Origin of the sequence: Kribbella sp. NPDC005582 (genome assembly GCF_040605415.1) — a bacterium.
Lineage (GTDB): Bacteria > Actinomycetota > Actinomycetes > Propionibacteriales > Kribbellaceae > Kribbella.
In genome coordinates, this window is the sequence record NZ_JBEXCU010000008.1 from 151,240 (window position 1) to 174,809 (window position 23,570).

Sequence of the window (23,570 nt, forward strand, 5' to 3'; positions counted from 1 at the left end):
GAAAACCCTCACGCTCCGGATTTGCCTGAATACTCAGCGGTCTTCGCGGGTAGGTGTGCTCACGGTTGAAGTCAAGGACGCACCCGCCCCGAGCGCGTCCTCATCGTGAGGAGGCTGAAACCGTGAACGTTTCTCGCCGTACCACCGCCATCCTGGCAGCCGCCGGGCTCGCCGCCGCCGGACTGCTCGCCACCGGGCCCGCCTCGGCCGCACCCGCCGTACCGTCGCCCGCTGCCATCACCTCGGCACTGAACTCCGAGGCCCGGATCCCGGGCACCGCCTGGCAGACCAACCCCGACGGCCGGATCATCGTGTCGTACGACGACACCGTGACCGCGTCGAAGCTGTCCGCTCTGACCCGCGTCACCAGCCGCTTCGGCTCCGCGGTCACGCTGGAGAAGATCCCCGGCAAACTCACCAAGTACATCGCCGGCGGCGACGCCATCTACGGCGGGCAGTACCGCTGCTCGCTCGGCTTCAACGTCCGCAACAGCGCCGGCGCCTACTACTTCATCACCGCAGGCCACTGCGGCAACATCGCGTCCAGCTGGTACGCGAACTCGTCCAAGACCACGCTGCTCGGAACCGTCACCGGCTCCAGCTTCCCCGGCAACGACTACGCGATCGTCAAGTACAGCACGTCGTACACCAACCACCCCGGCACCGTGGACCTCTACAACGGTTCGAGCCAGGACATCACCTCGGCGGGTAACGCCACCGTCGGCCAGTCCGTCCGGCGCTCCGGCAGCACCACCGGCGTCCACTCCGGCTCCGTCACCGCCACCAACGCCACGGTCAACTACGCCGAAGGCACCGTCACCGGCCTGATCCGCACCAACGTCTGCGCCGAAGGCGGCGACTCCGGCGGCGCCCTCTTCGCCGGCACCGTAGCCCTCGGCCTCACCTCCGGCGGTTCCGGCAACTGCTCCTCCGGCGGCACCACGTTCTTCCAGCCCGTCACCGAGGTCCTCTCCCGCTACGGCGTCAACGTCTACTGAGCCGAACAACGGGAAACAAAGGGAAGAACAGAAGAGCAAAAACAAAATACAGTTAAAAGAGAAAACAAAACATTTTAGATAAAAGCAGGCAGGCTGACGGTCAGGTGAGCGCTCACCTGACCGTCGGTTGCCCTAAACAACAACTGGTCCGGTCGCAGCGACGTGATGGAAGAACGCAATTAGCAGGCCCGCGATTGCCCGGTTTTTCGGGCATATGCCCACTTTTGTGGGCATAGAGTCAAGTTGCTCAGTCGGGAGCCGTGACCGGGAAGCCCAGCTCGGTGGCGGCTCTGGCGAGTTCACGGTCGTAGGTGACGAACTCTGAGAGGTCCTCACGGAAAGGCTCGGCGCTCGCCAGGTGGACCGCATCGAGCGAACCGAGGCGTGGAGTCCGGTAGGCCATGGCGCGGCGGAGCACGGTGCTGGTCAGATCGACCAGATAGAAGCCACGAATTGCCTGCCCGGTGAAGAACGGGACCTGCTGATGGTCGACCTCCGCCCGGAGCAACGTGCGGCTGATCTCGAGCTCGGCGAGCTCGCTGGTGACTAGCTCCTCACCTTCGGGCAATTCCTCTCGCCAGCGACGCAGGGCAGCAGACTCCGGCTCCGGCTTGATGAACTTCAGCAACGCACAGGCGTCGAGGTAGATCACCTGCGCCGCTCCCGATCGCGCTCCTCGATCAACAGATCGGACAAGCTCGCGACGTTCGGCGCCAACTCGAGCATCAGATCGGGCATACCGAGCTCCGCCGGCGGCGTGACCTCACCGGACTCGACCAGCCGCTGCAGCGTGTTCTGCCGATCAACCTCCGGAACCAACCGCAGCACCGGCTTGCCGCGGTCGGTCACCACGATGGTCTCGCCGGCCCGCACACGAGCCACCGCCTTCGACGGGTTCTGGTTGAGCTCCCGCAGCCCGATCGTATTCATTCCACCAATGTAACTACATCAGGTAGTTACATCAAGTGTGCAGTCCTCAGACCGCGCGGCGGCGGGAGATTTCGTAGAGGGCTACGCCGGTGGCGATGCCGGCGTTGAGGGATTCGGTGGCCGATGTCATCGGGATGGAGACGATGAGGTCGCAGTTCTCGCGGACGAGGCGGGCGAGGCCTTTGCCTTCGGAGCCTACGACGAGGACGATCGGCTCGGTGGCGGCTTCGAGGGCGGGGAGTTCTACTTCGCCGCCCATGTCGAGGCCGATGACGAGGAGGCCGGCGTCCTTGTAGGACTTGAGGGCTCGGTTGAGGTTGGTGGCGCGGGCTACCGGGATGCGGGCGGCGGCGCCGGCGGAGGTTTTCCAGGCGGAGGCGGAGACCGAGGCGGAGCGGCGCTCGGGGACCAGTACGCCGTGGGCGCCGAAGGCGGCGGCGGAGCGGGTGATGGCACCGAGGTTGCGGGGGTCGGTGACGCCGTCGAGGGCGACGATCAGGGGGACCTCGTGCGCGTTGTAGGCGCGGTCGAGGAGGTCGTCGGGGTGTGCGTACTCGTACGGCGGGATCTGCAGCGCGACGCCTTGGTGGGCGCCGCCGGCGGTGACGCGGTCGAGCTCCTGGCGCGGGACCTCGAGCACGGGCATGCCGTGCTGGGCGGCGATCAGGAGGGCTTCGCGCAGCCGCGCGTCGCGCTCGGTGCCTTCGGCCATGTGCAGAGCAGCAGCCGGTACGCCGGCGCGCAACGCCTCGACGACCGGATTGCGGCCGTAGACCCACTCGACGACCGAGTCGATGTCCTTGCGGGGCGCGCGGCGACGGGTCTCGCGCTCTTCGGCGCGCTCCTTGGCCTTGGCCCGCTTGTGGGCCGGGTGCTTGGTGCGGTCGACCGCCTTCGGCGTCGGGCCCTTGCCCTCGAGGCCACGGCGGATCCGTCCGCCGGACCCGGCCGTCGGGTTTCCGCGCTTCTTCCGGATGGCGCCCTTGCGCTGGCTACTGCCTGGCACGTCAGTTTCCTTCGATCGTGGTCGGCGCCGCGAGTGTCCAGCGCGACCCCTGGGGTGTGTCCTCGACGACGACGCCGAGCGCCTTCAGCCGGTCGCGGATCGCGTCCGACGCGGCGTAGTCCTTGCGTGCACGAGCGGCCTGGCGCTGCTCCAGCAGCGCCTTCACCAGCCCGTCGACGACCTCGGTGAGCTCGTCTCCGGCCGCGGCGCGGGACGCCCACGGCTCGGCCAGCGGATCGAGTCCGAGCACGCCGAGCATGCCGCGGACCGCCGCCAGTGCTTCCCGCAACGCGGGCGAGTCGCCGTCGGCGACCAGCTTGTTCCCGTCGCGGACGGTGTTGTGCAGTACGGCGACCGCCGCCGGCGTCCCCAGGTCGTCATCCATCGCGGCGACGAACTCGGCCGGCAACTCACTAGCGGGCGCGACCCCGCCGGTCACCTCGGTGGCGCGGGCGACGAACCCGTCGACGCGCTGGAAGCTCTTCGCGGCCTCGTCGAGCGCCTCGAAGGAGAACTCGACCACCGACCGGTAGTGCGACTGCACGAGGTAGTAGCGCAGCTCGATCGGGCGCACCCGCTCGACCACGTTCCGGACGACGGCGCTGTTGCCCATCGACTTCGACATCTTCTCGCCGGCCGTGGTGACGAGCGCGTTGTGCATCCAGGTCCGGGCGAACTTCTGCCCGACCGCGGTCGACTGGGCCAGCTCGTTCTCGTGGTGCGGGAAGCGCAGGTCCAGCCCGCCGCCGTGGATGTCGAACTCCTCGCCGAGGTACTTCCCGGCCATCGCCGAGCACTCCAGGTGCCAGCCCGGGCGGCCGCGGCCCCACGGGGTCGGCCAGGAGGCCGTCCGCGGCGTGCCCTCGGTGTAGCCCTTCCAGAGCGCGAAGTCGCGGGGGTCGCGCTTGCCGCGCGGGTCCGCGTCCTCAGCGGCCTCCATGTCGGCGATCTTCTGGTGCGACAGGGCGCCGTACGCCGGCCAGGACTTCACGTCGAAGTAGACGTCACCGGATCCGTCCGGAGCGACGTACGCGTGGCCGGCCTCGATCAGCTGGTCGATCATCTCCAGCATCTCCGGGATGTGCCCGGTGGCGCGCGGCTCGTACGTCGGCGGGCGGCAGCCGAGGACGTCGTAGGCCCAGTGCAGCTCCCGCTCGAACTCGTAGGCGTGCGCCCACCACTCGACGTCGCGCTCGGCCGACTTGGCCAGGATCTTGTCGTCGATGTCGGTCACGTTGGCGATCACCGTGACCTGGTAGCCCGAGCGCTCGAACCAGCGCCGCAGGACGTCGAAGACGACCTCCTTGTAGATGTGCCCGACATGCGGGGCACCCTGCACCGTCAGCCCACAGTGGTAGATCCCGACCTTGCCCGGATGGACCGGTACGAAATCCCTCACTGTTGCCGTCGCGGTGTCGTACAAGCGAAGTGTCACCGGTCAAGAGTACGGGAAATGGCACTTCTCCTTGACAAGATGTCCGTAGCACCCCTCAGGAGGACCCTTGTCGAACCAGCAGTACGGCCCCCCGCCACAGCAGTACGGCGGCCCGCCGGGACCGCCCCCGCAGTACGGCCCGCCGCAGCAGCAGTACTGGGGACCGCCGCAGGGACCGCCTCCGCAGGGACCGCCGCCGCAGTACGGCCCGCCCCAGTACGGGCCGCCGCCGGGCGGACCGGGCTTCGGGTTCGGCGGCAACGGCTATCCGCCGCCGAAGAAGAAGCGCAGCAAGGCGCCGTTCATCATCGCTCCGCTGGTCCTGCTGTTCGCCGGGGTGATGGCGCTCTACCTGTTCGCGCTGCACGCCAAGCAGGAGCGCAACAACTACTCCAGCCCGTCGCCGACGTACACCGCGTCGTACTCGCCCAGCACCGAGCCGACGTACTACCCGACCGGCACCCGCCCGACGGCGACGCAGCCGACGCAGGCGCGGCCGACCCAGCCGACGCCGACGAAGACCTCGGCCCCGCAGCCGTCGGACGTCGACCTGACCGCGCGGAACAAGTTCTACTCGACGGGTATCCAGAAGAGCGTCAACTGCCGCGAGCCGAAGGACCGGCCTAACAACCAGGCCGGCGCCCGCAAGTACTACTCCGGGATCATGGCCTGCCTGAACAGGGCCTGGCCGGCTCAGGTCCGCGCGGCCGGCTACCAGTGGCAGGGTGTGCGGATGGAGGCCTACTGGGGCTCCGGGTACAGCCCGTGCGGCACCACGGTCCGGCGGTCGTTCTACTGCGCGTCCAACCACCAGATCTACATGGATGCCCAGTCCGACGTGGAGTACTGGCGGAAGTACCCCAACGACACGATCGCCCGCAACTGGGTGCGCGCGGACATGATCGACACGACCGCCCACGAGTTCGGCCACCACCTCCAGGCCATCACCGGCATCCTCAGCGCCTCGCGCCGGATCCAGTACGAGCGCAGCGGCGACAAGGCGCTCGAGATGAGCCGCCGCAAGGAGATCCAGGCCACCTGTTTCGGCAACGTCTTCATGGGCTCGAACCGCCGGACCCTGATCACCAGCGGGGTCCGCAGAGAGCTGATCTACCTCAGCCACAACTCCGGTGACGAGTACGACACCGTTCGCGACCACGGCAGCAAGGCCATCCAGCCGTACTGGGCCGAGCGCGGCTACAACTCCCGGAACCTGGCCCAGTGCAACACCTACACCGCCGGGCCGCAGTACGTCCGGTAAATACTCACGGTGATCTCAATCCGAAAAGGTTGATTCTTACGACTTCCGGGTAAACCTCTGCCGAGCGCTCTGTCCGCCCCCATCGCTCTGTGGAGGTTCACCGTGAAGAAGTCCGTCCTCACGGGTGCCGCCGTCACTCTTGGCCTGCTCCTGGCCTCGATCGGCTCCGCCCAAGCCACCAGCACCGCAGCACACCAGCCCACCCCGCAGGCCCGTCAGCACGGTATCGACCGCGCCGGCGACGCCTACGCCGGCTGGTTGCAGAACACGACCACCAGCACCGCCGCCCCCGCCGCGATGACGCCGACCGCCTCGGTCGAAGGCATCGACGTCTCCGGACACCAGGGCAACGTCAACTGGTCGGCCCAGTGGTCCGCCGGCAAGCGGTTCGCCTACGTGAAGGCGACCGAAGGCAACTACTACGTCAATCCGTACTTCGCCCAGCAGTACAACGGGTCGTACAACATCGGCATGATCCGCGGCGCGTACCACTTCGCCACCCCGAACGACTCCAGTGGCGCGAACCAGGCGTCGTACTTCCTGTCACACGGCGGCGGCTGGTCGCGTGACGGCAAGACGCTACCCGGCGCACTCGACATCGAGTACAACCCGTACGGCGCCACCTGCTACGGACTGAGTCAGTCCGCGATGGTGAGCTGGATCCGGGACTTCGTGAACACCTACAAGAGCCGCACCGGCCGCGACCCGGTCATCTACACCAACCTGGACTGGTGGAGCCGCTGCACCGGCAACAGCACGGCCTTCAACTCGACCAGCCCGCTCTGGGTGGCCCGCTACGCGTCAGCACCCGGCACACTGCCCGGCGGCTGGCCGTTCTACACCATCTGGCAGTACAGCTCGTCGCCGATCGACCAGGACCGCTTCAACGGCGACATGTCCCGCCTGACCGCACTCGCCAACGGATAAACGGGTTGCACGGTCTCATAGCCTCGATTGGTGACCTACACGTTGCCGATCGAGACCGACCGTCTCACTCTGCGCCGCTATGTTGAATCCGACTACGACGACCTGCTGAAGCTGCAGTCCAACCCGGACGTCACCCGGTTCCTGCTGTACGACCCGAAGACTCCGGAGCAGGTCAAGGAAACCCTCGCCAGCCGGCTGGCCGATGTCCCGATGGACGGCCCGGACCAAGCGCTCACGGTCGCCGTGATCCAGCGGGAGACCGGCCAGCACGTCGGCGAGGTGACGTTGTTCGTGGAGAGCTTCGACCACCAGGGCGGGGAGATCGGCTTCGTCTTCCACCCGGAGTTCCACGGCCGGGGGTTCGCGGCCGAGGCCGCGATCGAGCTGCTGCGACTCGGCTTCGAGGAGCTCGAGATGCACCGGATCATCGGCCGCCTGGACGCCGCCAACACCGGCTCGGCCAAGCTCCTGAAGCGGCTGGGGATGCGCCAGGAGGCGCTCTTCCGGCAGAACGAGTTCCTCAAGGGCGAGTGGACCGACGAGGCCGTCTTCGCGATGCTCCGTGACGAGTGGATCAAGCGTTCGTAATTAATTAACGGAGAAACTCGGGCCCGCGGCACGCGTTCACCGCGACAGCCGAATCGCGCGGGTCTACCGTCGGAAGATGACCGCCATTCGCCCCCTCGCCGCCCTGATCGCCGGTGTGGTCGTGCTGAGCTCGGCCGTGCTGCCGAGCGAGGCCGTGAAGGTAGCCCCACTGCGACAGATCGCTTTCCACACGTGGACGTCGGACGCCGACTTCCTCGCCGGTGCGCACTCCGGCACCACTGTCACCGACGGTTCGCTGACGTTCGGCCAGGCGACCGGCAGTACGGCGTACGTCGATCCGTTCGGCGACGGGAGCGCCAAGAGCTACGACCAGGCGAGCTGGGTGTCGCCGCCGGTCAGCACCGGCTTCGGGGCGACCGAGCTGATCGCCTCCTGGAACGCGACGACGCCGCCTGGGACCTGGGTCGAGGTGTCGATGTCCGGCAAGACGAACCTCGGCACGACCACCAAGTGGTACGTGCTCGGCCGCTGGACCGGCGGTGACGACACAGCGGCCGGCGACATCCATCGCACCTCGGTTCCGAGTCAGGGCGACACCGACGGCCGGGTCGCCGTCGACACGTTCGTCGCGGCCAAGGACCGCTGGGTGGACCGCTGGCAGCTCAAGGTGACGCTCTATCGGCTGACCGGTTCCTCGCAGGCACCGCTGGTCCGCTCGGTCGGTGCGGTCTCGTCGCGCCTGCCCGCCGACAAGAAGGTTGCCGTGAGCCCCCTTGGTGGCGCGGAGGGCGTCGTACTGGATGTGCCGACGTACTCGCAGGAAACGCATATCGGCCACTACCCGCAGTGGGACAACGGCGGTGAGGCCTGGTGCTCGGCGACCTCGACGGCGATGGTCCTCGACTACTACGGCGCCGGTCCGACGGCGGCGGAGACCAGCTGGGTGGACCCGGCCGATGCCGATCCGCAGGTCGACCACTCGGCCCGGCACGTCTTCGACTACGCGTACGACGGCGCCGGGAACTGGCCGTTCAACACCGCGTACGCCGGAAGCCGCGGCCTGGACGCGTTCGTCACCCGACTGCGGTCGTTGACCGAGGCCGAGCAGTTCATCAAGGCCGGGATCCCGCTGGTCGCCTCACTGTCGTTCAAGAAGGGCGATCTGCCTGGCGCCGGCTACGGAACCAACGGCCACCTGATGGTGATCGTCGGCTTCGCCCCGAACGGCGACGTGGTCGTCAACGACCCGGCGTCGCACCTGATCGCAAGCAACGACCAGGTGCGGACGACGTACGACCGGGAAGCCTTCGAGAACGCGTGGGTGCCGCACTCCGGCGGACTGGTCTACGTCATCCACCCCGCCGGTACGCCGCTCCCGCCGCACGAGCCACAGGCCAACTGGTAAGGCTCAGCGGGCGAACAGGGCGCCGGTGAGGTTGGTGGTGAGGTTGCGCAGCGAGTCCGGCAGGTTCTGCAGGTGCCAGCCACGGGGGCCGCGGTACCAGGCGAAACCTTCGTCCTCGTCGGCGTCGTCGTCGGTCGCGACCAGCGCGTCGATCCAGCGCTCCGAGCCACCCAGCACCACCGCGTACGGCAGGGCCCGGGAGCAGAGCTCGGCGTGCTGGTCGGCCGGCAGTTCGCTGACGTCCATCTCGGCGAGCTCGCCGCGGATCGCTGCGATCTGACCGAGGACCCGGCCGGCAGCCGGCGCCTTGGCCGGCATGTGCCGACCCATGAACAGCAGTCCGACACCGACCGCGATGACCGCCAGACCGACCAGGCCCCAGCTGCTCAGCACCGCGAGCAGGACAGTCAGTACGACGCCGGCCACCGTGGTGCCGATCCCGATCGTCGCCCACAACGAGCGAGTCCGGTCCGGGCGCTCGTTGAACCACCCGCGCTTGACGACACCGTCGTACAGGGCGTCCTGCACCTGGGCGAGGTTGGCGCGCACCTGGCGGCCGAGCTCGGAGACGAGCACCGTGTCGGAGTCACCGAAGACCGCGCGGATCAGCACGTTCTCGTAGCGCTGCAGCTCCTCGGCCGGCGCGTTCGCCACTCGGCGCAGCTCCCAGTCCGGGCGGGCGTACTCGCTGCGGTGCTCGAGCTCGATGATCGTGAGGTGGCCGCGGACGGCCAGGTCGATGATGGACGCGGTCACGTCCACCGGGTCGATCCGCTCGTCGATCAGCGTGCCGACCTCACCGGGCCGCAGGTCCGACGGCGGCGTGAAGTTGATCTTGGCGTCCTGCCCGAGGCTGAACAGCGACGCCGGTACGACGCGGCGCGGGTCGACCTCGTCGCGGCCGCGGAACCGGTAGAGCAGCAACAGCGCGAGCGCACCCAGGACCAGCAGCCCGACCGCGGTCAGCAGCTGGGCGGTGTCGGTGGAGAAGGCCCGCGAGAACGTCTTGCGGTACTCGACGATCGAGTTGGCAGCGATCTCGCCCTCAGGGAAACCGACCGTCATCCGAACCGTGTTGCCCGGCGGCAGACTCGTCTGCTCGAACGTCGGGCCGGCCACCTCGGCCAGCTGTGCCAGCGTGCACGGGGTGTTGCTGTCGATCGCGCCGACGAAACAGGCGATGTGACTGGTCTCGGGAGTGCTGTACTCGACGTGCACCGACTGGATGGTCAGGTTGATGCCGCTCAGCGGCGCGAACTGCACCTCGGTGCCGTTCAGCGTCTTGGCGACCGCGCCCTTGACCGTGTAGCTCACGTCCAGCTGGGTGTCACCGCTCAGGTCGCCGACGGCGATCGAGGTGACGTCGCCCTCGACCTTCTGCTCGGTCTTCTTCTCCGTACCGCCGGCCTTGACCGACAGGTTGTTGACCTGCTGCACGTGGTCGATGTCGTCGGCCAGGTGCCGCCGGGTGAGCAGGAACCGGCTGAAGGTGCCGGTGACGTTGCTCAGCTTCCAGGTCTCCGCGACCCGGAGCAGACCGTCCTCCTCGACCCGCACCTGGGCCGAGTAACTGGTCACGACCGGATCAGCCGTCGAATGGGTGGTTGTCGCGCCGGCCGGGACGCCGGTCAGGGCGGCAAGACCGAGAGCACACAGAGAAGTCCCGAGCAGACGTAGACGCATCGACCAATCACACCGTAATCAGAGGGTCAGGTTGACTCGGGCACCATACCGTGGGGCGGGGCTCGTGCCCGGTTCAGTGCCAGTGGCAACGACCACAGCCTGCCGCGTGGGGTGAGCCCGGGCTCCGCTACCGTCGGTGCGGTGTCAGGGAACCAGTGGGGTCCGCCGCCCGGCCAGTACCCTCAGCAACCGCCGCAGGGTCAGTACCCGCCCCCGGGACAGCCGTGGCCGCCACAGCAGCCGCAGTACGGCGTACCGGCGTACGGACCGCCTGCGGGACAACCGCAGTTCGGCTGGGGCCCTGGTGCGCCGCGGCCGCCCCGGAAGAGCGGTGGCGGTGCCAAGGTGGCGTTGGTCCTGGCGCTGGTCGCGGTCGGCGTCGTCGTCGCCGGTGTGGTCGGGTTGTCGGTTCTGTCGTCGGTGCTGAAGCACAACGGCGGCGGGAGTGCGCCGTACAGCAGTCAGCCGGAGCCGACGTCGACGTACAGCCCGACGTACTCGTATCCGCCGACGGTGGTCCAGCCGACGCCGACAGTGCGTACCTCCGCTCCGCCGAGGCCGACCACGACTCGGCCTGTCGTGCGACCGACGGCACCACGGGCGACCCGGCCGACCAAGAAGCCGGTGGTGGTGACCGACCTCGACATCGTCGCGCGGAACCGCCTCTACAAGTCCGGTGCGATGCGCTCGGTGAACTGCCGGGAGTCGAAGGCGCGACAGTCGACCGTCGCTGGGGCGACGGCCAACTACAAGAACCTGTGGAACTGCCTGAACCGAGCCTGGCCGTCGCAGGTCACCAAGGCCGGGGCGAAGTTCCGCCCGCCGAGCGTGCGCACCTTCACCGGTCATATCACCACCCCCTGTGGGGGCTGGGACGACTCAGGCCCGCCGTTCTACTGCCCCAGCACCGAGACGATCTATATGAACCTCACCCAGGACGTCGGCAACTACAACAAGTACTCGCAGAGCATTCCGCGCACCTGGGCCCGGATGTGGATGCTGCACCAGTTCGCGCACGAGTACGGGCACCACGTGCAACAGATGACCGGGATCATGTCGGCGTACTACCGGATGCGGTACGAGGCGCCGTCCACCGCGAAGGAGCTGGAGCTCAGCCGCCGGCTCGAACTGCAGGCCTCCTGCTTCAGCGACATCTTCATCGGCGCCAACCGGAGCAGCTACCCGATCAGCGGCCAGTCCGCGACCCAGTGGCGCTGGCTGATCGGGAACGTCACCGACTACAAGAACGACCACGGCGACGCCCCGAACCACAAGTACTGGGCGCTGCGCGGCTACAACACCCGCAACCCGAGCGCCTGCAACACCTACGTCGTCTCCCCCAAGAAGGTGCAGTAACTCACCGACGGGCCGCCGTGGCTGGCGTCGGGCCCCGGGATCACGCAGAGTATGACCCGGGGGCGTACGGGCAGGCCTGGGGGCGAAGGACCGTGCGCGGCTTCGGCACCCCGAGAAGCGCCGGAAGCAGTATGTCGACGGCTACACCCAGCAAGGTCGTGAGGAGTTTCGATGTCGGACAGCGGGAACCCACCACGGGGGGACGAACCGGCGGACGGCGAGAACGCCGCCGCCGGCGAGCGCCGGGACGCGGCGTCACCCCGGTGGTGGACCGGGAGCGAGGCCAAACGCGAGTTCCAGGACCCGGCCGGGTCCGAGGAGCCGCGCCCGGCGAACAACTGGTTCGGCGACGGCTGGACCGCCCGCCGCCCGGAAGACCCCGCCAAGCGCCCCACTCCGCCGGCCGCCGGCCGCCCCGCCGGTCAGCCTGCCGCAGGTCCGGCCCAGCCCAGTTCAGGTCAGTCGAGTGCGGCTCACCCCGGCTCGGGCCAGTCCGGTGCGGCTCACCCCGGGTCAGGTCAGTCCGGTGCTGCTCACCCCAGCTCGGGTCAGTCCGGTGCCGGCAGGCCTGCCCCGGCTCAGCCTGCCTCTGGTCAGCTTGGTACTGCTCGTACTGCTCCTCAACAGCCGACGGGTCGCCCCAACCCGTCGCAGCCCACGCCCCAGTCCGGTTCTGCGTCCCCCCGCCCCGCGCAGCCGCCGTACTCGGCGCCTACTCCTCCGCCCCGCACACCGCAGCAGCCGCCGGCAGCCTTCGGTCCGGCGCAGGCTGCTCCCGGCGCACGCCCGGCCGGTCCGCAGCAGCCGCCGGCCGAGCGCTCGCAGGGCTCGTACCTGTGGGGTGCACCTGAGCAGCAGGCTCAGCCCGGCGGCGCTCGCCACGCAGCAGGTGGCGCCCCGGTCGGCCCGATGGGTCAGCCGGTACAGCAGCCGCCGACCTGGCAGTACCCGCCGATCCCGATCCCGCAGCCACCCGGCGCCGGCCGCCGCCGCAAGCCGCGCAAGGCACCGCGGGCGCTGCTGATCGGTCTGGTCGCCCTGGCCGTCCTGGTGGTCGGCACCGGCATCACCCTGCTCATCGGCAACCTCGGCGACGACGACAAGACGCCCCAGGCCGACCCCACCCCGGTCGTCTCGGAGACCCCGTCGACCCAGCCGTCGCAGACCCCGACCGCACCCACGTCGGACGCCCCGAAGCCGTCCCCGACCCCGACCGGCCCCAACACGGCGGCCGCCGACAAGGTCGTCACCAGCAGCAACCTGTACGCCGTCGGCCTGCTCGTACCGTCGAAGTGCCCGGAACCGCCGTTCGTACCGACCAGCTTCGCCCTCGCGCAGAACTACTACAACCGCATGCTGGCCTGCGTGAACGCCACCTGGGTCCCCGCGATGGCCAAGGTGAAGGTCAAGTACCGCGGCCCCAAGGTCGCCGTCTACAACGGCAAGGTCGCCTCCCCCTGCGGCGTCCAGCGCAGCGTCCGCGCGGCGTACTGCGGCGCCAACGAGACCATCTACATGCCGTTCGCCGTCGACTCCCGCGCCTACCGGTCCAACCCGGTCTACGCCCGCGCGCTGATGCTGAGCACCTTCGCCCACGAGTACGGCCATCACATCCAGAAGCGCACCGGCATCCTGAGCGCCTCCCTCGAACGCGCCCAAGCCATGAACGCCGCCCAGAAGCTGGAAGAAAGCCGCCGCCGCGAACTGCAAGCCAGCTGCCTCGGCGCCGCCTACCTCGGCATCAACTCGTCGTTCATCCCCATCACCGGCCCCCTCCTCCAGAGCTACCGCTTCCTGATCTCCCACACCGGCGACGAGTACTCCCGCCCCCGGGTCCACGACCACGGCAACCGAGCCAGCAACTACCAGTGGAACATCGCCGGCTTCAACACCAAACGCCCCGGCAGCTGCAACACCTTCAAAGCCGGCCAAGGCCGAGTCGCGTAATCGGCCCGCCTTTCTTCTTTCGGCGCAACCACCCCGGTGGTTGCGCCGAACCCATGTGGCGGCAAGCGAACACAAGGACTGGTAGTAGGTCACATCCAGCCCCTCCTCCAGCCCCGTTCCACGCTCACACCTCTGCCACAGCGATACCCACCACCAGTCCGTCCGTACGCCGACCCGGTCGGCACGCACGGTTCGATCGCGAACCGTGGTTGGTGCGTGTGCGGGCGGAGGCTGGGACTGTCGGGGCGCCGCCGTACGTCGGAGGCGGGTGCGGCGGGCTTCGTGCAGGGCGGGGAGCATCTCGCCCCGGACCGGTCCATCATCTTCCCCACCTCACCCACGACAACCTTGAGCACGATTCAGTCGCACGCGTCCGCAGGACGTGGTTAGCGGATGCTCAAGGTGAGTGCGCGGCTCGGGCAACCAACTCAACCGAGCCGGCTCGACGAACCGCCTTCGACGGCACCGGGTAGGCGCACGCCGAAGGCATCAAAAGAACTGTCGCCGCCCAAGGCGGTGGCCTTTGTGGGCGGCACTTTGAGCTCGGTTCAGTCGCGGGTAGACGCGGGAAGTGGTTGGTGGGTGCTCAAGGTCGAGGCGCTCGCTTGCTCACCCACTCGACCGCGCTGACCCATCGAGCGCATCACACAATCGCACCACCGTGTTCTCCGCTTCCTCCAATGCGGGGAGTATCTCGAACCGCACCGGTCCACGATCTTCCCCACCTCACCCGCAACGAACCTTGAGCACCGTTCAGTCACCGCTGCACCCAACACTCGGCTGATGGGCGCACAAGGTGACCGCGTCGCGACGACCTTGAGCACGGTTCAGTCGCATGTGTACGGGGGACGTGGTTGGTGGGTGCTCAAGGTGGGCCGCTTGAACGCCCACTCCACCACGTTGGTTCGGCGAAACGCGTTGGGCGGCACCACGTCGGCGCGCGCCGAAGGCGTTAGAAGAACTGTCGCCGGCGGAGGCGGGGTTTAGAAGAGGCGGCGGGCGGTGGTTAGGGAGCCGCCGAAGGAGGTGACGAAGTTGCTGAGGGACTCGCCGATGTCGGAGAGGTGCCAGTTGTCGGGGCCGGAGTACCAGCCGATGCCGGCGTCGGGGTCGTCGTCATCGTCGGTGGCGGCGATTTCGGCGGCCCACTTCTCGGTGAGCCCCAGTACGGCGGCGTACGGCAGGCAGCGGGAGGCGAACTCGAGGCGGTGGGTCGGCGGGAGCGACGCGGACGTCTCGTCGGTCAAGTAGCGCTGCAGACCAGCAACACGACCCAGTACGGCGGCGCCGCGGGCCGTCCGCGCAGGTGCGACCTGACCGACCAGCGCGAGCACCAGACCGGCCAGCATGACCGCGAAGCCGACCAGACCGAACTTGCTCACCACAGCCAGCACAATCGTCAGTACGACGCCCGCCCCCAGCAGCACGACTCCCGCAGTAGTCCAGCGGTTCCGCACAGCGTCCGGCCGGCTGGCGAACCAGCCTTGGCTGACCACGTCGGCGTACAGGTGCTCGCGGACCAGGTTCAGCCGCGGGCGCAGCGCGCCACCAAGCTCGGAAACGACCACAGTGTCACCGTCGGCGAAGACCGCGTCCAGCAAGGCCTTCTCGTACGACAGCAGCTCCGGACCGCCCGCGTGCTGCCGGCGCAGCTCCCAGTCGAGCTTGCCGAACTGCGACTGCCGCGGCAGCTCCACGATCGTCAAGTAGTTGCGCACAGCAAGGTCCAGCAGGGTCGCGGTGATGTCGACGACATCCGCCGTCTCGTCGACCACAGTGCCGACCTGACCAGGACGGATCCCGTCCGGCGCGGCGAACTGCGGGCCGTCGGCACCGTCCAGCACCGGGCGCTCAGGTGCGCCCTCGCCGACCTTGGCCGCGTCGCGACCGCGCAGGAACCACAGCGCCGCCGCACCGAGCAGACCGAGCCCCAGCACGATCACAGCCAGCCCCACCGTGCCGGAGTCGACAGTGAAGGCGTGGCTGAGCGTCCAGCGCGTCTTGTACTCAGCGTTCGGCTGCACGGTCGCCTGACTGCTCAGACCGGTCAGGAACGTCACCCGCCCACCAGCCGGTACGCCGTTCTGTGTGATCTCCAGCGCAGCGGACTCGGCCAGCTGGGACGACGTACACGGCATGCTCGAGCCGGTGCGACCGGCGAAGCAGGTCACCCACGTGGCGAACGGCACGTTGATCGACAGCGCCGCCCGCGGAATCGCTGAGGTGAAGCCCTGCACAACCGGCCAGCTGACCTCGCGGCCCTCGGTCGACTCCGCGACCACGTTTCCGACCGTGTAGGTGTACACGACCGTCGTCTTGCCGGACGCGTTCACCGTGATCCGGCGGCCGTCGTCGATGCCTTCGTCAGTGAAGCCCTGGGCCGGCTGACCGTTGACCGTGGCCGAGACGTCGCTGACGTCGTACGTCCGGTCGCGCTCGGCGTCGGCGCGGACCCGGGTGGTCAGGGTCCGGCTGAACGTGGAGCCGCCGGCGGTCAGGTCGACGGTCTCCTTGACCTGGAGCTTGCCGTCCTTGGTCAGGGTCGCATCGGCGGAGTACCCGGAGATCTGGTCGTCCGCGGCCTGGGCGGGCAACGTGCTCAGGGCAACGATCGGTGCGGTCAGGCAGATCATCAGGGCGGCCGGGAGGACGCGGCGCTTCAGTGACATGGGTTGAGAGTAGTCTCGTGCCGGTTCGTCGAGCGAAATCAGGAGGGCAAGACCGGTGAGCAGCCCGTACGGCGGTCCCCAGGACCGGGTCGGTCCCCCAGGTCCTCCACCCGGCGTGCTCCCGCCACCCCAGGCCGCGCCCTGGCAGGGTCAGCAGGGCCAGTACGCCGGACCTCCGCCGGCGCAGCAGTACGGGCAGTACCAGCAGGCTCCCGGTCAGTGGGCACAGCCGTACTACGGCCCGCCCGGCGGCCAGTTCAACGGGTTCCAGCCGCCCAAGCGCCGGGGCGGCGCGACGCGGCTGATCGTGTTCAGCATCTCGGTGCTGATGTTCCTGGGCGTGTCACTGGTCGTCATCGTCGCACTGCTCGGCCGGGGCAGCGATGCCACCGCCGATCCGGGCGTGACCGGTCCGTCGATCGTGCCGACGGCGACCAGCAAGCCGCAGAAGGGCACCGCCGAGGACTTCCTGCTGAACGCGAGCATCTACCGGACCGGTCCGCTGCCGGTGCAGAACTGCCGGGCCGAGAACCTCGGTGACGGCAGCCTGTCCGCGCAGAAGGTCTACTACCAGAAGCTCTTCGCCTGCCTGAACGACGCGTGGCGGCCGATCTTCAAGGAGCTCGGGCAGGACAAGCCCGACCCGGGCCTGGTCGTGTTCGACAAGCCGGTGCAGACGCCGTGCGGCAACTTCGCGCCGATGTCCGGCCGGGTGCTGGCCTTCTACTGCTACGGCAACCAGGTGATGTACACCGACGTACTGCAGATGAACAAGGCGTTCGGGCCGAAGCAGGACCTCGCGTACCTGATGACGATCGCGCACGAGTACGGGCACCACGTGCAGGGTGTCAGTGGTTTGTTCTACGCCCGTGCGGTCTATCTGCAGGACCACCCGGAGCAGAAGCTCGAGTCGTCGCGGCGCAACGAGCTGCAGGCGTCCTGTTTCGCCGGTGTGTTCAGCAAGGCCGTCGAGCAGTCGTACCCGCTGACGGACCGGCTCGACGAGTTCAAAGAGCAGTCCAGCAACAGCTTCGGCGAGAGTCCGGACACGCCGGAGGACGAGCGGACGCACGGACTCGCGACCAGTCAGGGCTTCTGGATCCAGAACGGCTTCAACATCGGCGCGAACAAGGCCTGCAACACGTTCGCGGTGAACACCGACCTGGTCAAGTAGTCCGCCGTTCGCTCGACGTTCCGGAACCGTTAATCCAGCGGCGTACCATTCGCCCGTGACGTTGCGACGCGGGGACCTGGCGCCGGCGGCGCGCACTCTGGTGGACGTGCTGCAGGAGACAGCCACCAAGTACGCCGACGAACCCGCGCTGGACGACGGCAGCGTCAGCCTGAGCTATCGCGAACTGATGGCTCAGGTGGAGCGGTTCGCGCTCCGGCTGACCGCGGCCGGCATCGGTCCCGGTGACCGCGTCGGCATCCGGATCTCGTCCGGCCACAACGACCTGTACGTCGCGATCCTCGGCACCCTGTACGCCGGAGCCGCGTACGTGCCGGTGGACGCGGACGACCCCGAGGAGCGCGCCGAACTGGTCTTCGGCGAAGCCGCCGTCGCCGCGACCGTGGCCGACGAGCTCGAGCTGACGATCCTCCGCGAGCAGACACCTCCGCAGGTTGCGAACGACAACGCCGACGGCTACTACGACTTCCCCTACTCGGCCCGGATGGACGCTCCCGAGCCCGCCCCGGCGCCGCGGCGATCGGGCGGTCCGGAGCCGACCGACGATGCCTGGATCATCTTCACCTCGGGCTCGACCGGCGTACCGAAGGGTGTCGCGGTATCGCACAGGTCCGCGGCGGCGTTCGTCGACGCGGAAGCCCGAATGTTCCTGCAGCAAGAGCCGATTGGTCCCGATGACCGGGTCCTGGCCGGGCTGTCGGTCGCGTTCGACGCGTCCTGCGAGGAGATGTGGCTCGCCTGGCGGTACGGCGCCTGCCTGGTGCCCGCTCCGCGTTCACTGGTCCGCAGTGGCATGGACCTCGGACCCTGGCTGGTCGCGCAGGGCATCACGATCGTCTCGACCGTACCGACGCTCGCCGCGCTCTGGCCGGCCGATGCGCTCGACCAGGTCCGGCTGCTGATCTTCGGTGGCGAGGCGTGCCCGCCGGAGCTGGCCGAGCGGCTTGCCGTCGACGGCCGCGAGGTGTGGAACACGTACGGCCCGACCGAGGCGACCGTGGTCGCGTGCGGCGCGCAGCTGACCGGGGAAGGCCCGGTCCGGATCGGTCTGCCGCTGGACGGCTGGGACCTCGCCGTGGTCGATGCCGAAGGCAACGAAGTGCCGGAGGGCGGGATCGGCGAGCTGATCATCGGCGGCGTCGGCCTGGCCCGCTACCTCGATCCGGCCAAGGACGCGGAGAAGTTCGCACCGATGCCCACGCTGGGCTGGGAGCGCGCCTATCGCAGCGGTGACCTGGTGAAGAACGAGGCGGCCGGGCTGCTCTTCCAGGGCCGTGCCGATGAGCAGATCAAGCTCGGTGGTCGTCGGATCGAGCTGGGCGAGGTGGACGCCGCTCTGCAGGCGCTGCCGGGAGTGTCCGGCGCGGCAGCCGCCGTACGGGCCAGTGCGGCCGGCAATCAGCTGCTGGTCGGGTACGTCGTACCGGATGATGCGGAGGCGTTTGACCAGACTGGTGCGACTGAGCGGCTGCGTGAAGCACTACCCGCAGCACTGGTGCCGCTGCTCGCCATCGTCGACACGCTGCCCACTCGGACCTCCGGCAAGGTCGACCGGAACGCACTGCCCTGGCCGCTGCCTGGCATGGACTCTGACGGCCCAGCGGCCGACCTCGACGGTACGGCGGGCTGGCTGGCCGAGCGGTGGACGAAGGTGCTCGGCGCCAAGGTCACTGGGACCGACAACGACTTCTTCATGCACGGCGGCGGCAGCCTGGCCGCTGCGCAACTGGTGTCCGCGCTGCGCGAGCGCTACCCCGAGGTGACCGTCGCCGACATCTACGAGTACCCCCGCCTCGGCGCACTGGCCGATCGGCTGGACGACTCCACGCAGGTGCTGGCGGAGCCGGTCGAGCTGCGCGAGATCCGGCCGACGCCGCCCAGTACACAGCTCCTGCAGACCGCGCTGACGCTCGTACTGCAGACCGTGGTCGGCGTGCGCTGGCTGGTCTACCTGTTCACTCTGAACAACCTGCTCGACCAGTTCGCTGGACCGCTGCCATGGATCCGCACAGTGTCGTGGTGGTGGATTCTGGTCGGCTGGCTGCTGCTGATCACGCCAGCTGGCCGCATGGGGATCGCTGTGGTCGGAGCGCGGCTCCTGCTGCGCGGTCTGAAGCCAGGTCGCTATCCACGCGGCGGCAACGTGCATGTGCGTCTCTGGGCCGCGGAGAACCTGGCGGACGCCGCGGGTGCCGCTAATCTGGCCGGTGCGCCATGGATCGCCTACTACGCAAGGGCTCTCGGCGCGAAGGTCGGCCGTGGCGTCGACCTGCACACGCTGCCTCCGGTCACCGGCATGCTCACCATGGGCCGAGGCGCGTCGATCGAGCCCGAGGTCGACCTGTCCGGCTACTGGATCGACGGTGACCAACTGCTGGTCGGCGCGATCAGCGTGGGCGCGGACGCCGTCATCGGCTCCCGCTCGACGTTGCTCCCGGGCGCAGAGATCGGCCGGAGCGCCGAGATCGCGGCCGGCTCAGCCGTCTCCGGCAAGGTCCCACCGAACGAACGCTGGTCCGGCTCACCCGCCGCACGCGTCGGCCGCGCTCGGCACCCGTGGCCCGAGGAGCGCCCGGCCCGTGCCCCGTGGTGGGTAGCGGCGTACGGCGTCCAGTCCGCGATCATGTCGCTGCTCCCGGTGGCGGCTGCCGCAGCAGCGCTGTTCGTCCTCGGCCGCGCGCTGCAGGGCACCCAGACCCTCAGTGACGCCGCAGTGCGAGCGCTGGCCGCGGTTCCGTTGATGACACTGGTCGGTTTCGTCACCCTCGCCGTACTGACGTTGATCGGCGTCCGGCTGCTCGGGATCGGCATCAAGCCCGGCCACTACCCGGTCCGGAGCCGGATCGGCTGGCAGGTGTGGGCGACAGAGCGACTGCTCGACACCGCCCGGACGCTGCTGTTCCCGCTCTACGCGAGCCTGGCGACCCCGTGGTGGCTGCGTGCGCTCGGCGCGAAGATCGGCAAGGACGTCGAGGCGTCGACGGTGTTGCTGCTGCCGAAGATGACCACGGTCGGCGAGGGCGCGTTCCTCGCCGACGACACGATGATCGCGTCGTACGAGCTCGGTGGCGGCTGGCTGCACGTGGCCGGTGCGAAGGTCGGCAAGCGCGCGTTCCTGGGCAACTCCGGGATGACCGCGCCCGGCCGCTCGGTCCCGAAGAACGGACTGGTCGCCGTACTGTCGGCAGCTCCGAAGAAGTCCAAAGCCGGTACGTCGTGGCTCGGCTCGCCGCCGGTGAAGCTGCGCAGGCAGGCCGTGGCCGGCGACCAGAGCCGCACGTTCCACCCGCCGTTCAAGCTCAAGGTCGCCCGCGCACTGGTCGAGCTCTGCCGGTTCGTCCCGATGATGTGCACGGTGCTGATCGCGCTCGGCGTCCTGTTCGCGCTGCAGGCGCTCGACATCTGGCTCGGGCCCTGGGCGGCACTGCTGCTCTCTGGCGCGGTGATCCTCGCGGCCGGCGCGGTCGCGGGCGGGATGGCGACCGTCGCCAAGTGGGTGATCGTCGGCCGCACCCGCGCCGTCGAGTACCCGCTGTGGAGCTCGTTCGTCTGGCGCAACGAGGTGGTCGACAGCTTCGTCGAGCTGGTCGCGGCTCCCTGGTTCGCGAACGCCGCCGCCGGTACGCCGGTCCTCGCGCTCTGGCTGCGGTCCCTCGGGGCCAAGATCGGCAAGGGGGTTTGGTGCGAGACGTACTGGTTACCGGAGGCCGACCTCGTCACATTGGGCGACGGGGCAACGGTGAATCGCGGATGCGTGCTGCAGACACATCTTTTTCATGATCGAGTGCTCTCCATGAGCACAGTCACCTTCGGCCCGGGAGCGACGCTCGGCCCGCACGGCATCGTCCTGCCCGCGGCCTCGATCGGTGCAGGAGCTACCATCGGCCCGGTGTCTCTCGTCATGCGCGGTGAAGGTGTGCCCGACGGCACGCGCTGGGCCGGGAACCCGATCGCTCCCTGGCAGGGCTGATGGTGCTCCGTGGTCACGGACAGCCAGGAGCGTCGTCCGCCGGAGATCCGTACACGCCCAACCACGGCAACGGCGGCTACCACGTCGAGTCGTACGAACTCGATCTCGACTATCGGGTCAACAGCAACCGCCTGACCGGCAAGGCCGGGATCACCGCAGTCGCCGACCAGACGCTGACCCGGTTCGCCCTCGACCTGTCCGGACTGCGCGCCACCAAGGTGACCATCAACGGCCGCCGGGTCTCGCGCTTCACCCAGCGTGCCGGGAAGCTGCACATCACCCCGGCCAGCACGCTGATGGACGGCGCCGAGTTCCTCGTCGACATCCAGTACGCCGGGAACCCGAAACCCGAGGACAGTCCGTGGGGCGGCCTCGGCTGGGACGAGCTCACCGAGGGTGTGATCGTGGCCAGCCAGCCCAGTGGCGCGGCGACCTGGTTCCCTTGCAACGACCATCCGGCCGACAAGGCGCACTACCGGATCACGATCACCACCGATTCGCCGTACCACGCCCTCGCGAACGGGCGGCTGGTCTCGCGCCGGGTGAAGGCGAGTCGCACGACCTGGGTCTACGACCAAGCCGCGCCGATGGCGACGTACCTGGCGACCGTGCAGATCGGCCGGTACGACGAACTGGAGCTGGCCACGACTCCGGTCACCACGCGCGCGCTGGTGCCGCCGGGCGAGCTGCGCGAGTTCAAGCACGACTTCGGTCGGCAGCAGGACATGATCAAGCTGTTCTGCCAGCTGTTCGGGCCCTATCCGTTCGGCAACTACACCGTCGTGGTGACCGACGACGACCTGGAGATTCCCCTGGAGGCACAGGGGATCTCGGTCTTCGGCAGCAACCATGTGGACGGCAAGCGGACCGCGGAGCGACTGGTCGCGCACGAGCTGGCGCATCAGTGGTTCGGCAACAGCGTCACGCCTTCGGCCTGGAAGGACATCTGGCTCAACGAGGGCTTCGCCTGCTACGCGGAGTGGCTGTGGTCGGAGGAGTCCGGCGGTCTCAGTGCGGACCAGCAGGTCGCGAAGGCTCACACTCGGTTGCGCGGACTGCCGCAGGACCTGCTGCTGTCGGATCCCGGTCCGGAGCTGATGTTCGACGACCGGCTCTACAAACGTGGCGCGATCACGCTGCACGCCGTACGGCTGCATCTCGGTGACGACGCCTTCTTCGACTTGCTGCGGACGTGGACCAAGACCTACCGCCACGCCTCCGTCACCACGGCCGACTTCATCACCCTCGCCAGCCAGTTCTCTCCGGACGCTGACGCTCTCCGCACCCTCTTCACCAGCTGGCTGGACGACTACCCCGTGCCACCCCGCCCCCGTAAGCGCTAACCGCGGGCGGCCTCGGCGGCGGCTTGGAGGAAGCGCTCGGTGAGTGGACTGCGGGTGGACCAGGCGGCGCCGATCCACCAGGTGGCGGTGCGGCCCGGGAGCGGGACGAGGCGCACCTCGCCGGGCGCGATGCGTTCGGCCGACAGCGGTACGACGGATGGTCCGGCACCGGCCGCGGTGAGCGCCAGCACGGTCTGCAGGTCGCCGGCTTCCTGAAGTACTTGCGGATGGCAACCGAGTTCGGCGTACAGGCCGTTGATCTGGGCGGTGAGTCCGGGACCGCGGCTCGGGGTCAGCCGGACCAGTGGGCGGCCGTCCAGCCAGCGTGCGAGGTCGCGCGGCACGGCCTGCTCGACGGGCAACGCGAGCGCCAGCCGGTCCTTGCGTAGACGCAGATGCTCGAGGCCGGCCGGGACCGGCAGGCGCACGAAACCGATCTGTAGTCCGCCGGCACGGAGTCGCTCGTACTGCTCGGCCGACGACATGTCCTCCAGCGATACCGACACCCGCGGCCAGCGGCTGCGGAACAGCGCGACCGCACGCGGCGCCAGCTCGATCCCGGACAGACCGAAGCCGATCGCGAGCGAACCCTCGACGCCGGCGGCGACCTGCGCGGCCCGCCGCTCGAGGGCCTCCGACCGCTCGAGCAGTTGCAGAGCGTCAGGGAGCAGCAGCTCACCTTCCGGAGTCAGCCGGGCGCCGTGGCGGCCGCGGACGAACAGCACCGCGCCGATCCTGCGTTCGAGGACCTGGATCTGCTTGGTGAGCGCCGGCTGGCTGGTCGCCAGCTCGTCGGCCGCGGCCCCGAAGGTCCGCAGCCTGGCGACGGTGACGAATGCCCGCAGCAGTCGCAGGTCCATAACCACAGGATATGGAAAATCGACAAACATCTATTGGAC

At 68.8% G+C, this 23,570-nt stretch carries 17 protein-coding genes; 10 read left to right on the forward strand and 7 right to left on the reverse strand.

What is annotated here, in order from left to right; translation table 11 throughout:
- Positions 1–122: 122 nt before the first annotated feature.
- Complete coding sequence (locus tag ABZS29_RS34695) at positions 123–998, forward strand: S1 family peptidase (RefSeq protein ID WP_355468612.1); 876 nt, start codon at positions 123–125, stop codon at positions 996–998.
- A gap of 247 nt (positions 999–1,245) precedes the next feature.
- Here the strand turns inward: ABZS29_RS34695 and ABZS29_RS34700 are convergent, their stop codons facing one another.
- The 4 genes from ABZS29_RS34700 to cysS are packed head-to-tail and all read right to left on the reverse strand — an operon-like array spanning position 1,246 to position 4,369.
- Complete coding sequence (locus ABZS29_RS34700; protein WP_355468614.1) at positions 1,246–1,650, reverse strand: type II toxin-antitoxin system VapC family toxin; 405 nt, start codon at positions 1,648–1,650, stop codon at positions 1,246–1,248.
- A complete protein-coding gene (locus ABZS29_RS34705; protein ID WP_355468616.1) occupies positions 1,647–1,928 on the reverse strand; it encodes a type II toxin-antitoxin system prevent-host-death family antitoxin in 282 nt (93 codons plus the stop codon). The genes ABZS29_RS34700 and ABZS29_RS34705 overlap by 4 nt, the downstream gene beginning before the upstream one ends.
- 46 nt (positions 1,929–1,974) lie before the next feature.
- Complete coding sequence (gene rlmB, locus ABZS29_RS34710; protein WP_355468618.1) at positions 1,975–2,934, reverse strand: 23S rRNA (guanosine(2251)-2'-O)-methyltransferase RlmB; 960 nt, start codon at positions 2,932–2,934, stop codon at positions 1,975–1,977.
- 1 nt (position 2,935) lies between these two features.
- Positions 2,936–4,369 carry a cysteine--tRNA ligase gene (gene cysS / locus ABZS29_RS34715; protein ID WP_355468620.1) on the reverse strand — a complete coding sequence of 478 codons (1,434 nt, stop codon included), beginning with the start codon at positions 4,367–4,369 and terminating at the stop codon, positions 2,936–2,938.
- A gap of 67 nt (positions 4,370–4,436) precedes the next feature.
- Here cysS and ABZS29_RS34720 point away from each other — a divergent pair, with 67 nt between their 5' ends.
- The 4 genes from ABZS29_RS34720 to ABZS29_RS34735 all read left to right on the forward strand — a co-directional run bounded on the left by ABZS29_RS34720 (position 4,437) and on the right by ABZS29_RS34735 (position 8,511).
- Positions 4,437–5,630 (forward strand): neutral zinc metallopeptidase, encoded by a 1,194-nt coding sequence (locus ABZS29_RS34720; protein WP_355468622.1) that lies wholly within the window; start codon positions 4,437–4,439, stop codon positions 5,628–5,630.
- A 297-nt stretch (positions 5,631–5,927) separates the two neighbouring features.
- The gene (locus ABZS29_RS34725; protein ID WP_355468987.1) at positions 5,928–6,557 is read left to right on the forward strand and encodes a lysozyme; all 630 of its coding nucleotides are present in this window, start codon (positions 5,928–5,930) and stop codon (positions 6,555–6,557) included.
- A 30-nt stretch (positions 6,558–6,587) separates the two neighbouring features.
- Positions 6,588–7,145, forward strand: coding sequence for a GNAT family protein (locus ABZS29_RS34730; protein WP_355468624.1), 558 nt, complete (start codon positions 6,588–6,590; stop codon positions 7,143–7,145).
- Between the two features lie 76 nt (positions 7,146–7,221).
- The gene (locus tag ABZS29_RS34735) at positions 7,222–8,511 is read left to right on the forward strand and encodes a peptidase C39 family protein (protein WP_355468626.1); all 1,290 of its coding nucleotides are present in this window, start codon (positions 7,222–7,224) and stop codon (positions 8,509–8,511) included.
- Between the two features lie 3 nt (positions 8,512–8,514).
- Here ABZS29_RS34735 and ABZS29_RS34740 read toward each other — a convergent pair whose 3' ends face one another.
- Positions 8,515–10,194, reverse strand: a complete 1,680-nt coding sequence (locus tag ABZS29_RS34740) for a DUF2207 domain-containing protein (RefSeq protein WP_355468628.1) — start codon at positions 10,192–10,194, stop codon at positions 8,515–8,517.
- Positions 10,195–10,335: 141 nt separating this feature from the next.
- Between ABZS29_RS34740 and ABZS29_RS34745 the strand changes: the two genes are divergently transcribed.
- Positions 10,336–11,550, forward strand: coding sequence for a neutral zinc metallopeptidase (locus ABZS29_RS34745; RefSeq protein ID WP_355468630.1), 1,215 nt, complete (start codon positions 10,336–10,338; stop codon positions 11,548–11,550).
- Between the two features lie 171 nt (positions 11,551–11,721).
- The gene (locus tag ABZS29_RS34750; RefSeq protein ID WP_355468632.1) at positions 11,722–13,497 is read left to right on the forward strand and encodes a neutral zinc metallopeptidase; all 1,776 of its coding nucleotides are present in this window, start codon (positions 11,722–11,724) and stop codon (positions 13,495–13,497) included.
- A gap of 983 nt (positions 13,498–14,480) precedes the next feature.
- Here ABZS29_RS34750 and ABZS29_RS34755 read toward each other — a convergent pair.
- A complete protein-coding gene (locus tag ABZS29_RS34755; protein WP_355468634.1) occupies positions 14,481–16,166 on the reverse strand; it encodes a DUF2207 domain-containing protein in 1,686 nt (561 codons plus the stop codon).
- A gap of 55 nt (positions 16,167–16,221) precedes the next feature.
- Here ABZS29_RS34755 and ABZS29_RS34760 point away from each other — a divergent pair, with 55 nt between their 5' ends.
- From ABZS29_RS34760 to ABZS29_RS34770, 3 genes are read left to right on the forward strand one after another with little or no spacing between them, the layout of a single operon-like run.
- Positions 16,222–17,340, forward strand: coding sequence for a neutral zinc metallopeptidase (locus tag ABZS29_RS34760; protein WP_355468636.1), 1,119 nt, complete (start codon positions 16,222–16,224; stop codon positions 17,338–17,340).
- Between the two features lie 55 nt (positions 17,341–17,395).
- Positions 17,396–21,328, forward strand: a complete 3,933-nt coding sequence (locus ABZS29_RS34765) for a Pls/PosA family non-ribosomal peptide synthetase (RefSeq protein WP_355468638.1) — start codon at positions 17,396–17,398, stop codon at positions 21,326–21,328.
- Entirely contained in the window at positions 21,328–22,671 is a 1,344-nt protein-coding gene (locus ABZS29_RS34770; protein ID WP_355468640.1) for a M1 family metallopeptidase, read from the forward strand. Before ABZS29_RS34765 ends, ABZS29_RS34770 begins: the two co-directional genes overlap by 1 nt.
- Here ABZS29_RS34770 and ABZS29_RS34775 read toward each other — a convergent pair.
- The gene (locus tag ABZS29_RS34775; protein WP_355468642.1) at positions 22,668–23,531 is read right to left on the reverse strand and encodes a LysR family transcriptional regulator; all 864 of its coding nucleotides are present in this window, start codon (positions 23,529–23,531) and stop codon (positions 22,668–22,670) included. The genes ABZS29_RS34770 and ABZS29_RS34775 overlap by 4 nt on opposite strands.
- Between the last annotated feature and the right edge of the window lie 39 nt (positions 23,532–23,570).

What these genes read in the sequence shown, in the direction of transcription:
- ABZS29_RS34705 (WP_355468616.1), bottom strand. Translation starts at nt 1,928, where the DNA reads ATGAATACGATCGGGCTGCGGGAGCTCAACCAGAACCCGTCGAAGGCG.
- ABZS29_RS34725 (WP_355468987.1), top strand. Translation starts at nt 5,928, where the DNA reads ATGACGCCGACCGCCTCGGTCGAAGGCATCGACGTCTCCGGACACCAG.
- ABZS29_RS34735 (WP_355468626.1), top strand. Translation starts at nt 7,222, where the DNA reads ATGACCGCCATTCGCCCCCTCGCCGCCCTGATCGCCGGTGTGGTCGTG.
- ABZS29_RS34740 (WP_355468628.1), bottom strand. Translation starts at nt 10,194, where the DNA reads ATGCGTCTACGTCTGCTCGGGACTTCTCTGTGTGCTCTCGGTCTTGCC.
- ABZS29_RS34750 (WP_355468632.1), top strand. Translation starts at nt 11,722, where the DNA reads ATGTCGGACAGCGGGAACCCACCACGGGGGGACGAACCGGCGGACGGC.
- ABZS29_RS34755 (WP_355468634.1), bottom strand. Translation starts at nt 16,166, where the DNA reads ATGTCACTGAAGCGCCGCGTCCTCCCGGCCGCCCTGATGATCTGCCTG.
- ABZS29_RS34770 (WP_355468640.1), top strand. Translation starts at nt 21,328, where the DNA reads ATGGTGCTCCGTGGTCACGGACAGCCAGGAGCGTCGTCCGCCGGAGAT.
- ABZS29_RS34775 (WP_355468642.1), bottom strand. Translation starts at nt 23,531, where the DNA reads ATGGACCTGCGACTGCTGCGGGCATTCGTCACCGTCGCCAGGCTGCGG.